Here is a 12,751-nt window from a genome sequence, read left to right as displayed (position 1 = left end):
ACTGCGCGATTTTTCTGTGACTACGCGAACAGGTGAGTTTCCGATGGCGGACCAGCAAAAGCTCCTCGACTACCTCAAGCGGGTGACCGCCGACCTCCATGAGACGCGCCAGCGGCTGCGCGAAGTGGAGTCGGAGGAGCCCGAGCCCATCGCCATCGTCGGAATGAGCTGCCGCTACCCCGGCGGCGTACGCGGCCCCGAGGACCTGTGGCAGCTCGTGGCCGACGGGCGGGACGCGCTCTCCGCCTTCCCCACCGACCGGGGCTGGGACGTCGACGCGCTCGCCGGGCGCACCGGCGCCGAGGCGCCCGAGGGCCCGGAGCGCGGCGGCGGCTTCGTCTACGACGCGGGCGACTTCGACGCCGCCTTCTTCGGGATCTCCCCGCGCGAGGCCATGGCCATGGACCCGCAGCAGCGGCTCCTCCTGGAGGCCACGTGGGAGACCTTCGAGCGGGCCGGGATCCCGCCCGCCTCGCTGCGCGGCAGCCGTACCGGCGTGTTCGTCGGCGCCACCGCCCAGGGCTACGGACCCGCCCTCATGGCCTCGCCGGACAACGTCGAGGGCTATCTGCTCACCGGTGACGTCTCCAGCGTCATCTCCGGCCGCCTGTCGTACGTGTTCGGCCTCGAAGGCCCGGCGGTCACGGTCGACACGGCCTGCTCGTCCTCGCTCGTGGCCCTGCACCTGGCGGCGCAGGCGCTGCGCCAGGGCGAGTGCGACCTCGCCCTCGCCGGTGGCGTCGCCATCATGGTCACCTCCGGCGCGTTCGCCGAGTTCTCCCGCCAGGGCGGCCTCGCGGGCGACGGCCGCTGCAAGCCGTACGCCGACGCCGCCGACGGCACCGGCTGGGGCGAGGGCGTCGGCGTCCTCGCCCTGGAGCGGCTGTCCGACGCCCGCCGCAACGGCCACGAGGTCCTGGCCGTCGTCCGGGGCTCCGCCGTGAACCAGGACGGCGCCTCCAACGGCCTGACCGCGCCCAACGGCCCCTCCCAGCAGCTCGTCATCCGCCAGGCCCTCGCCGCCGCCCGCCTCGCCACCAGCGACATCGACGCCGTCGAGGGCCACGGCACCGGCACGGTCCTCGGCGACCCCATCGAGGCGCAGGCGCTGCTCGCCACCTACGGCCAGGACCGCCCCGCGGACCAGCCGCTGCTCCTCGGCTCGGTGAAGTCCAACATCGGCCACACCCAGGCCGCTTCGGGCGTCGCGGGCGTCATCAAGATGGTCATGGCGATGCGCCACGGCGTCCTGCCCGAGAACCTGCACACGGACCGCCCGAGCACGCACGTCGACTGGTCCGCCGGTGCCGTGGAGCTCCTGACGGAGTCCCGGGAGTGGGCCGCGCGCGAGGACGGCGGCCCGCGCCGCGCGGGCGTCTCCTCCTTCGGCGTCAGCGGCACCAACGCGCACGTCATCGTGGAGCAGGCACCCGTCGAGGAGCAGGCGGAGGCCGTCGCGCCGGTCGCTCCGGTCACGGCCGTGCCGTGGCTGGTGTCGGCGCGCAGCGCGGAGGCGCTGCGGGAGCAGGCCGAGCGGCTCCGCGACCACGTCGCGGGCGACCCCGGCCAGGACGCCGTGGACGTCGGCTGGTCGCTCCTGTCGGGCCGGTCCGCGCTGGAGCACCGCGCGGTGGTGTTCGGCCGCGAACGCGCCGACCTCCTCGCGGGCCTGGAGTCGCTGGCGTCCGGCGGCCCCGGAGCCCTCACGGGCTCGGTCGTCGAGGGCCGCCTCGGCATCGTCTTCACCGGCCAGGGCAGCCAGCGGATCGGGATGGGCCGTGAGCTGTACGAGACGTTCCCCGTCTTCGCGGCCGCGCTGGACGAGGTGTGTGCCCATATTGATCCGTGGATGGAACGTTCGCTCCAGAGCGTGATGTTCGGTGCCGATGCGGATCTCCTTGAGCAGACGGGCTACGCGCAGCCCGCGCTGTTCGCGATGGAAGTCGCCCTGTACCGGCTGGCGGAGTCCTTCGGTGTCCGTCCCGAGGTGGTCGGCGGTCACTCGATCGGTGAGCTGGCTGCCGCGTACGTGGCCGGGCTCTGGTCGCTGGAGGACGCCGCTCAACTGGTCGCGGCGCGCGGCCGGTTGATGCAGGCGCTGCCCGAGGGCGGCGCCATGCTGGCCGCCCAGATCGCGGAGGCCGACGTGCTGCCGCTGCTCGCGGACGCGGGCGACCGCGTCGGCGTGGCGGCGGTGAACGGCCCCGCCCAGATCGTGCTCTCCGGCGAGCGCGGTGCCCTCGAAGGCCTGGAGCAGACCCTGCGCGACCAGGGCCGGAAGGTGAAGTGGCTGAAGGTCAGCCATGCCTTCCACTCGCCCCTGATGGACCCGGCCCTCGACGCCTTCCGCGAGGTCGCGGCCAAGCTGACGTACCAGGATCCGACCCTGCCCGTCGTCTCCAACCTCACCGGCGCGCTCGCGAAGGCCGCCGAGCTGAAGGACCCCGAGTACTGGGTCCGCCACATCCGCGAGGCGGTCCGCTTCCACGACGGCCTCAATGCCCTCACCGACTTCGGCGTGTCGACGCTCCTGGAGCTCGGCCCCGACTCGGTGCTCACGGCGATGGCGCACGACACCCTCACCGACCCGGCCGCGCAGGCGGGCCTGGTCGGCGCGGTGCGCAAGGACCGCCCCGAGCCCGACGCGTTTCTGACCGCCCTCGCCAAGGCGCACGTACGCGGCGTCACCGTCGACTGGGCGCCGCTGTACGCCCCGGTCGAGTCGCGGCGCCGCGTGGCCCTGCCCACCTACGCCTTCCAGCACCGGCGCTACTGGCCGCGCCCCGCCGTCGGCGGCGTCGGCGACGCGCGTGCCACCGGCCTGAACCCGGCGGACCACCCGCTGTTCGGCGCCGCCGTCGCCCTCGCCGACATGGACGGCTACCTCTTCACGGGCAGGCTTTCGCTCGCCTCCCACCCGTGGCTCGCGGGACACGCCCTGGCGGGCACCGTCCTGCTGCCCGCCACGGCCTACGTCGAGCTCGCCCTGCACGCCGGACACCGCGTCGGCTGCGCGCACCTGGAGGAGCTGACGCTCCAGGCGCCCCTGGTCCTGCCCGAGCGCGGCGGCGTGCAGATGCAGCTCGCCGTGGGCGCCGCCGACGCCTTCGGCCGCCGCCCGGTGAACCTCTACTCGCGGCCCCAGCACGTGTCCGCCGACGACCTGTGGTCCGACGAGCCGTGGCTGCGCCACGCCACCGGCACGCTCGCCCCCGCCCCGGCCGCCCGCCCCGCCGACGCCGAGCTCACGCAGTGGCCGCCCGCCGGCGCCGAGTCGGCCGACACCGAGGCGCTGTACGAGAGCCTGGCCGCCGCCGGGTTCCGCTACGGCTCGGCCTTCCTGGGCCTGCGGTCCGTCTGGCGGCGCGGCGACGAACTCTTCGCCGAGGTCGCGCTGCCGCAGGAGGACCGGGAGGAGGCCGGTGCGTACGGCCTGCACCCGGCGCTCCTCGACGCCGCGCTGCACCCGCTGGGCCTCGGCACCTTCGTGTCCGACACCGAGCAGGGCCGCATGCCCTTCTCCTGGACCGGCGTGTCCCTGCACGCGACCGGCGCGTCCGCGCTGCGCGTGCGCCTGACCGCCGCGGGAACGGACGGCGTGGCCCTCGCCGTCGCCGACACCGACGGGCAGCCGGTCGCCGCCGTGGACTCCCTCGTCCTGCGGCCCATCGCCGCGCCGGACGCGGGCGCCGAACAGAGCGGCCGCAGCGACTCCTTGTTCCGGGTCGACTGGAGCGTGGTGTCCGCGCCCGCCGTGACCACCGGTGGCGCGTACGCGGTGCTGGGCGCGGACGAGCTGGGCCTGCGGGGCGCTCTGGAGGGCGCCGGTGCGACGGTGGCGGCGTACGCGGATGTCGCGGCGCTCGCGGAGGCGGTCGGGGGCGGCGCTGCCGTGCCGGAGTCCGTCTTCGTCGCCTGCGTCGGCGGAGAGCGCGCGGGCGGTACGGCCGCCGCGGTGCGCGCCTCCCTGAACAGCACGCTCGGCGTCGTGGGGGAGTGGCTGTCCTTCGAGGGCGGTGCGGACTCCCGTCTGGTCGTGGTGACGTCCGGCGCGGTGGGCGTGGGCGCCGGTGACGTGGTGTCGGCGGAGGGTCTGGTGGACGCTCCGGTGTGGGGTCTGCTGCGGTCCGCGCAGTCGGAGAACCCGGGCCGTATCGTCCTGGCCGACGTCGATGGCACGGAGGCCGCTCTCGCGCTGCTGCCGGGCGCCCTGGACCTCGACGAGCCGCAGGTCGCGGTGCGCGGCGACGTGGTGTGGGCGCCCCGCCTGATGCGTGCGGGCGGTGGCGCCCTCGCGGCCCCGGCCGGTGCGGACTGGCAGCTCGGCGTGACCGGACGGGGCACCCTGGAGAACCTGGCGCTGCTGCCCGTCGCCGAGGACGCCGAGGTGTCCGGCAGCAGGCCGCTGGGCGCCGGTGAGGTGCGCGTCGAGGTGCGCGCGGCGGGCGTCAACTTCCGTGACCCGCTGATCGCCCTAGGCATGTACCCGGGCGACGCGGTCATGGGCACCGAAGGCGCGGGCGTGGTCGTGGAGGTCGGCCCGGACGTCACGGACCTCGCCGTCGGCGACCGGGTCCTCGGCCTCTTGGAGGGCGCCTTCGGCCCGCTGTCGGTCGCCGACCGGCGCATGGTGGCGCGGATCCCCGAAGGCTGGTCGTTCGCGCAGGCCGCGTCGGTGCCGACGGTGTTCCTCACGGCGTACTACGCGCTGCGGGACCTGGCCGGTGTGGAAGCGGGCGAGTCGGTCCTCGTGCACGCGGCCGCCGGTGGCGTGGGCATGGCCGCGGTGCAGCTGGCGCGGCACTTCGGTGCCGAGGTGTACGGGACCGCGAGCGCGGGGAAGTGGGACGTCCTGCGGGACCTCGGCGTCGAGGACTCGCACATCGCCTCCTCGCGGACCCTGGACTTCGAGGCCTCGGTCACCGAAGGCACCGCGGGCCGTGGCGTGGACGTGGTCCTCAACTCCCTGGCCAGGGAGTTCGTGGACGCCTCGCTGCGGCTCCTGCCGCGCGGCGGGCGCTTCGTGGAGATGGGCAAGACCGACCTCCGCGACCCCGAGGCCATCGCCGCGGAGCACGCCGGAGTCACGTACCGCAGCTTCGACCTGATCGACGCCGGACACGACCGCATCCGGGAGATGCTCGCGGACATCCTCGGCCTGTTCGAGCGGGGGGTGCTCAAGCCTCTGCCGGTGAAGGCGTGGGACGTGCGCCGGGCTCCGGAGGCGTTCCGCTACCTCAGCCAGGCCCGGCACGTCGGCAAGGTCGTGCTCACTCTGCCGCCCCGCTTCGAGCCCGCAGGCACGGTCCTGGTGACGGGTGCGCTGGGTGGTCTGGGCCGGGTCGTGGCCCGGCACCTGGCCGGTGAGCACGGCGTACGGGACCTGTTGCTGGTCTCCCGGCGCGGTGAGGACGCGCCCGGTGCGGGCGAAGTCCGTGCCGAGCTGGAGGAGTTGGGTGCGCGGGTGCGGATCGCGGCGTGTGACGTCGCCGACCGCGAGGCCCTGTCCGGTCTCCTGGAGGGCGTGCGGTCCGAGCTGAGCGCGGTCGTCCACGTGGCCGGTGTCGTCGACGACGGCATTCTCACCTCGCTCACCCCGGAGCGTCTGGACAGGGTGTTGCGTCCGAAGGTGGACGCGGCGGTGAACCTGCATGAGCTGACGGCCGGTCTGGATCTGTCGGCGTTCGTGCTGTTCTCCTCCGCCGCTGGTGTGCTTGGCAGTGCGGGGCAGGCCAACTACGCGGCCGCCAACGCGTTCCTGGACGCCCTCGCTCAGCATCGGCGCGCACAGGGTCTGCCCGCGACCTCGCTGGCCTGGGGCCTGTGGGCCGACCAGGGCGGCATGGCCGGAGCCCTCGCCGACGGTGACATCGACCGGATGAACCGCGCGGGCGTGGCGGCCCTCTCCGCCGACGAAGGCCTCGCCCTGCTCGACGCCTCCCTCACCCAGCCCGACGGCGCCCTCGTGCCGATGAAGCTGGAACTCGACGTCCTGCGCGGCCAGTTCGGTGCCGACGTGCCCCCGCTGTTCCGCGGCCTCGTCCGCGCCCAGGTCCGCAGGGCCGCCACCGCCCAGGCGGGCCCGGCGGCCGACGCACAGGAGTCGCTGGCCGAGCGCCTCGCCGGGCTCGGCGCGGAGGAGCGCGAGCAGGCCCTCGTCGACGTCGTCCGGGACAACGTCGCCGCCGTCCTCGGCTACCCGTCGCTCGAATCTGTCGACGCCGCCAAGGCGTTCAAGGAGCTCGGCTTCGACTCCCTGACCTCCGTCGAGCTGCGCAACCGCCTGGGCGGTGCCACTGGGCTGCGCCTGCCCGCCAGCCTCGTCTTCGACTACCCCACGCCGGTCGCCCTCGCCGCCCACCTGGGCGCGGAGCTGCTCGGCTCGCTCCCCGATGCCGCGGCCCCGGCCGCCGCGCGCCCCGCCGCGACCGTCAGCGGCGTGGACGACGAGCCCGTCGCCATCGTCGCCATGAGCTGCCGCTACCCCGGCGGCGTCCGCTCGCCCGAGGACCTGTGGCGCATGGTGGCCGCGGGCGAGGACGGCCTCACCGGCTTCCCCGTGAACCGCGGCTGGGACGTCACCGCCCCGGCGGACCTCGACGGCGGCGACGGCGACGAGGGCCTCACCTACGTCACCACCGGAGCCTTCCTCCACGACGCCGACGAGTTCGACTCCGAGTTCTTCGGCATCAACCCGCGCGAAGCCCTCGCCATGGACCCCCAGCAGCGCCTCCTGCTGGAGACGTCCTGGGAGGCCTTCGAGCGCGCGGGCATCGTCCCCGCCACGGTGCGCGGCAGCGAGACCGGGGTGTTCGTCGGCCTGTCCACCCAGGGCTACTCGACCACGCTGCACGGCGCCGAAGGCGTCGAGGGCTACGTCATGACCGGCGACGCGGCCAGCGTCGCGTCGGGCCGCCTCTCGTACTCCTTCGGCTTCGAGGGCCCGGCCGTGACCGTGGACACCGCCTGCTCGTCCTCGCTCGTCGCGCTGCACCTGGCGGTGCGCGCGCTGCGGCAGGGCGAGTGCGCGATGGCGCTCGCGGGCGGCGCCGCCGTCATGCCGACACCCACCTCCTTCGCGGAGTTCAGCCGCCAGCGAGGCCTGGCCCCCGACGGCCGCTGCAAGTCGTTCGCCGCGGCGGCCGACGGCACCGGCTGGGGCGAAGGCGTCGGGATGCTCGTCCTGGAGCGCCTGTCCGACGCCCGCCGCAACGGCCACCCGGTGCTCGCGGTGGTCCGCGGCTCGGCCATCAACCAGGACGGCGCCAGCAACGGCCTGACCGCCCCCAACGGGCCCTCCCAGCAGCGCGTGATCCGCGCCGCCCTCACCGACGCGCGCCTCACGCCCGCCGACGTCGACGCGGTCGAGGCCCACGGCACGGGCACCACCCTGGGCGATCCCATCGAGGCCCAGGCCCTCATCGCCACGTACGGCAAGGCGCACTCCGACGAGCGGCCGCTGTGGCTGGGCTCGCTCAAGTCGAACATCGCCCACACCCAGGCCGCCGCCGGCGTCGGCGGCGTCATCAAGACGGTGATGGCGATGCGCAACAACGTGCTGCCGAAGACCCTGTACGTGGACGCGCCCACCCCCGAGGTCGACTGGACCGGCGGGGGAGTGGAGCTCCTCACCGAGAGCCGGGACTGGCCCGGCCGCGCGGACGGCGCGCCGCGCCGCGCGGGCATCTCCTCCTTCGGCATCAGCGGCACCAACGCCCACGTGATCGTCGAAGAGGCCCCCCAGGCCCCGCAGGGCGCCGCGCCCGCAGCCGCCGCCCCGGCGGTCGTCCCCGGCCTGGTGCCGCTCGCCCTGTCCGGCAAGACCCCGCAGGCGCTGCGGGCCCAGGCACGACGGCTGCGGGAGCACCTGCTCGCGCACCCCGGCGCCGAACCCGCCGACGTGGGCCTGTCCCTGGCCGTGGCTCGCTCCCGGTTCGAGCACCGCGCGGTGGTCCACGGGCGCGGCCGGGCGGACCTCCTCGCCGCCCTCGACGGACTGGCGCAGGGCGACACACAGGCCCGCGCCGTCGTCACGGGCCGCGCCCCCGGCGGCACGGTCCGCCCGGTGTTCGTCTTCCCCGGCCAGGGCGCGCAGTGGGCGGGCATGGCCCGTGAACTCCTCGACGGGTCGCCGGTGTTCGCCGCGCGGATGCGGGAGTGCGCCGACGCCCTGTCCGCGTTCGTGGACTGGGACCTCACCGAGGAGCTGGACGGCGGCAACTTCGACCGCGTCGACGTCGTCCAGCCCGTCCTGTTCGCCGTGATGGTCTCGCTCGCCGCCGTCTGGCAGGCCGCCGGAGTGCGGCCCGCCGCCGTCGTCGGCCACAGCCAGGGCGAGATCGCCGCCGCCTGCGTCGCGGGCGTCCTGCCGTTGCGCGACGCCGCCCGCGTCGTCGCGCTGCGCAGCCGGGCGATCCGCGATCTTTCCGGCAAGGGCGGCATGGTCTCCCTCGTCCTGCCGCAGGACGAGGCCGAGACGCTCCTCGCCGCCTGGGCCGGACGCGTCGAGATCGCCGTCGTCAACGGCCCCTCCCAGGTCGTCGTCGCGGGCGACCCCGATGCCCTCGAAGAGCTGCTCGCCCACTGCGCCGAGCAGGGCGTGCGGGCGCGCACCCTCCCGGTGGACTACGCGTCGCACTCCTCGTACGTGGAGCAGATCGAGGCCCGCATCGAGGAGGCCCTGACCGGGCTGAGCCCGCGCGCCGCCGAGATCCCGCTGTACTCGACCCTCACCGGCACGTGGCTCGGCGCCGAGACGCCCATGGACGCGGGCTACTGGTACCGCAACCTGCGCCACACCGTCCTCTTCGAGCAGGCCACGCGCGGCCTGCTCGCCGAAGGGCACGGCCTGTTCCTGGAGATGAGCCCGCACCCGGTGCTCACCGTCCCGGTGCAGGAGACCATCGACACTTCCGCCGCCACCAGCGCCGTGGCGCTCGGTACCCTGCGCCGCGACGAGGGCGGCCCCGAGCGGCTCCTCACCGCGCTCGCCGCGGCCCACGCGCACGGCGCCGAACTCGACTGGGCGGCACTGTTCCCCGGCGCCGCGACCACCCTCGACCTGCCCACGTACGCGTTCCAGCGCGAGCGCTACTGGCCCGAGCCCGCCGTCGCGGGCACGGGCGACGTGGCCTCCGTCGGCATCGAGGCCGCCGGACACCCGCTGCTCGGCGCCCGCGTGGAGCTGGCCGACGCCGACCAGTACGTGCTCACCGGGCGGCTCTCCCGGCGCACCCACCCCTGGCTCGCCGACCACGCCGTCGGTCAGACCGTGCTCCTGCCCGGCACCGCGTACGTGGAGATGGCGCTGCGCGCGGGCGACGAGGTCGGCTGCGGGCTCGTCGAGGAACTCACCCTCCAGGCGCCGCTGGTCGTCGCCGCCGACGACACCCTCACCCTCCAGGTGTGGGTCGGCGCCCCCGACACCGCCGGACGCCGCCCGCTGACCGTCTCCTCCCGGGCCCAGGGCGCCACCGACGCTCCCTGGGTCCGGCACGCCACCGGCACCCTCGCCGCCGACGCGTACGAGGAGCGGGACCCGGCCCTGACCGCCTGGCCGCCCGAGGGCGCAGAAGCCGTGCCCCTCGACGGGTTCTACGAGCGCCTCGCCGAGGGCGGGCTCGCCTACGGCCCGGCGTTCCAGGGGCTGCGCGCCGCCTGGCGCGACCCGGCGGGCGAGGCCGTCTACGCCGAGGTGCGGCTGCCCGAGAGCGCCCACCGCGACGCCCGCTCCTTCGGCGTGCACCCCGCGCTCCTGGACGCCGCCCTGCACAGCGTGGCCCTCGCCCCCTTCGCGGAGGCGGACGGCGTGCGGCTGCCGTTCGCCTGGACCGGCGTCTCGCTGGCCGCGCAGGGCGCGACCGTGCTGCGGGTCCGCGTGCGCCCCGCCGCGTCCGGCGGCGTGGCCCTGCTGTTCGCCGACGACACCGGCGCCCCCGTGGCCCGCGCCGACTCCCTGGAACTGCGCCCGGTCGCCCCCGAGCAGCTGCGCGCGGCCTCCGGCGGCGGACACCGCGACGCGCTGTTCGGCGTGGAGTGGACGCCGCTGCCCTCCGGCACGGCCGACGCGAAGGACCTCACCTGGGCCACGGTCGGTCCCGACGAGCTGAAAGTGGGCGCCGAACTCACCGCGTCCGGCGCCCGCGTGGACGCCTACGCCGACACCGACGCCCTCGCCGCCGCCCTCGACGCCGGGGCGGCGGTGCCCGACGCGCTGCTCGTCACCTTCGCGCCGGGCCCCGACCCCGACGCCGCCGCCGACGCCACCGCCGCCCGGGCCCGCGCCGCCCTGCACCGGGCGCTCGGCCTGCTCCAGACCTGGCAGGCGGAGCCGCGCCTGGGCGCCGCCCGTCTGGTCCTGGTGACCCGGGGCGCGGTGGCCACCGACGGCGGCGACGTGCCCGACCTGGCGCACGCCGCGGTGTGGGGCCTGGCCCGCTCCGCCCAGTCCGAGCAGGCGGGCGGCCCGGACGGCGGCGGGTGCGTGCTGCTCGACCTGGGCGCCACCGACGACAGCGCCGACGGCCGGACCGCCGCCGCGCTGCTCGCCCACGGCCTGGCCCTGGACGAGCCGCAGCTCGCCGTCCGCGACGGGGCGCTGCTCGCGCCGCGCCTGGTGCCCGCGACGGCCCCCGCGGCCGTGCCGGACACCCAGGACCCCCAGAACCGCACCCCCGACCCCGAGGGCACGGTCCTGATCACCGGCGCCACCGGTACCCTCGGCGCCCTCGTCGCCCGCCACCTGGTGGCCGAGCACGGCGCCCGGCGGCTGCTCCTGACCAGCCGCAGGGGCCCGGACGCGCCGGGGGCCGCCGCCCTCGTGGCCGAGCTCGAAGCCCTCGGCGCCGAGGCCCGCGTGGTCGCCTGCGACGCGGCGGACCGCGACGCCCTGGCCGAGACCCTGGCCACCGTCCCGGCGGCGCACCCGCTCACCGCCGTGGTGCACACCGCGGGAGTCCTGGACGACGCCCTGGTGGCGTCCCTGACACCGGAGCGCGTGGACGCGGTCCTGCGGCCCAAGCTGGACGCGGCCCTCCACCTCGCGGAGCTGACGGCCGGGCACGACCTGGCGGAGTTCGTCCTGTTCTCCTCCGCGGCCGCCACCTTCGGCAGCCCCGGCCAGGGCAACTACGCGGCGGCCAACGCCTTCCTCGACGCGCTCGCGCACCACCTGCGCGCCCGGGGCGTGCCCGCCACCTCCCTCGCCTGGGGCCTGTGGGCCGAGAGCAGCGAGATGACGGGGCACCTCGACGAGGCCCGCCGCACCCGCATCTCGCGCGGCGGCGTCCTGCCGCTGTCCTCGGCGGAAGGCGTCGAACTCCTCGACGCCGCCCGCTCCCTCGGCGCGCCGCTGCTGCTGCCCGTACGCCTGGACACGGCGGCGCTGCGGGCGGGCGCGCGCCGGGGCGACGCCGTGCCGCCGCTGCTGCGGCGCCTGGTGCGGGTGCCCGCCCGGCGCACCGCCGCCGGCGCCGCCGCGTCCGAGGCGGAGGCGTTCGCGCGCCGCCTCGCCGCGGCCGCCGGTGCCGAGCGCGCCGAACTGCTCGCCGCGCTGGTCCGCGACCAGGCGGCGGCCGTACTCGGCCACGCGTCCGCCGACCGCGTCGAGGACGAACGCGGCTTCCTGGAGCTCGGCTTCGACTCCCTCACCGGCGTCGAGCTGCGCAACCGCCTCGCGGCCGCCACCGGCCTGCGCCTGCCCGCGACGCTGGTCTTCCAGAACCGCACCCCGAGGGACCTCGCCGAGCGCCTCGCGCACGACCTGGAGCAGGCCCTGCCCCCGGCGGCCGACGCCCCGGCACGGCCCGGGAGCGACGCCGGGCAGGAGGACACGCGTGCGCGGCGGGCCGAGGAAGCGCCGCGACAGCCCGCCGTAGCGCCCGAGCCGCCCGCGCACCCGGCCGCGCCCCGGCCCGCGACCGGCCTCGCCGAGCTGTACGACGAGGCCGCGCGGCAGGGCCGGGCCGATGACCTGATCCCGCTCCTGCGGACCATGGCGCAGTTCCGTGCCTCGTTCACCGATGAGACCGAACTCGGCGGCCCGCGCGCCCCGTTCACCCTCGCGCGCGGCCCGGAGGAGACCGCCCTGGTCCTGTTCACCTCGTACGTCGGACGGTCCAGCGCGTACGACTACGCCCGCTTCGGCGCGTACTTCCGCGACCGGCGCGACGTCAGCGTCATCACGCACCCCGGCTTCCTGGAGGGCGAGCTGCTGCCCGCCGACAAGGACGCGCTGGTGCGGCTGCACGCCGACACCGTGCAGCGCCACGTCGGTGACAAGCCGTACGTCCTGTCCGGGCACTCCTCCGGCGGCCTGGTCGCCCACGCCGTGGCGCGGGAGCTGGAGCGCCGGGGCGCGGGCCCCGCGGGCGTGGTCCTCGTCGACACCTACGTCGACGAGAAGGCGCTCGGCGACATGGCGGCCGCGATGGGCGAACAGCTCAGCGACCGCTACGGCTCCGGGCACGGAACGGGGGACGCCGAAGCCGACGACTGGGGTGACGCCTGGGTGACCGCCATGGCCCGCTACATGTTCCTCGGCCTGCTGCCCGAGGAGGTGCGGGCGCCCACGCTCCTGGTCCGGGCTCAGGAGCCGCTCATGGAGTGGACGAAGGACTACGACTGGCGCCCCTCCTGGAAGCTGGAGCACTCCACCGCGGACGTGCCCGGCACCCACTTCACGGTGATGGAGGAGCACTCCCGCACCACGGCACGCGCCGTGGAGGAGTGGCTGGAGCAGCTCTGACCCACC

At 75.9% G+C, this 12,751-nt stretch carries 1 pseudogene; it reads left to right on the top strand.

Features of this window, described 5'->3' with window-relative positions:
* Positions 1–43: 43 nt before the first annotated feature.
* A pseudogene (locus tag AC5WAM_RS07290) lies at positions 44–12,718 on the top strand (SDR family NAD(P)-dependent oxidoreductase); the annotation flags it as partial.
* Positions 12,719–12,751 lie beyond the last annotated feature (33 nt).

The organism is Streptomyces sp. JLYT201 (assembly GCF_059448825.1).
This window is presented reverse-complemented; position numbering and strand designations above follow the sequence as displayed.